The following is a 276-nucleotide window of genomic DNA, read 5'->3' on the forward strand; positions in this document are numbered from 1 at the left end:
GCAGATGGCTTGGGAGAGGTTTTGCTCCCCATGATTAGCGGTACGACTTATCATATGGCAGCGAGTCTGGAACAGCGGACAATCCAGCAAGGAACCCGTGTAGTGGTGGTAGAAGTGCGGGACCACGTATTGTATGTAACGCCTTTCCACAATGAATGGGAAAAGGAGATGAAAGAGCATGTTTGATTTTGAACCAGGTATTCTCATGACAATAGGAGTCGTCGTAGTGGTCTTTCTCGTCTTGGGTATCGCCTTTTGGGCGCGTTACAAGACGGT

The 276-nt window shown here is 48.9% G+C and carries 1 pseudogene; it reads left to right on the plus strand.

Annotated elements, in window-relative coordinates:
* Positions 1-186: pseudogene (locus tag SB773_RS31510) on the plus strand (NfeD family protein); the annotation flags it as partial.
* Between the last annotated feature and the right edge of the window lie 90 nt (positions 187-276).

The organism is Bacillus sp. SIMBA_074 (assembly GCF_046534555.1).
Classification (GTDB): Bacteria; Bacillota; Bacilli; order Bacillales; family Bacillaceae_G; genus Bacillus_A; species Bacillus_A mycoides.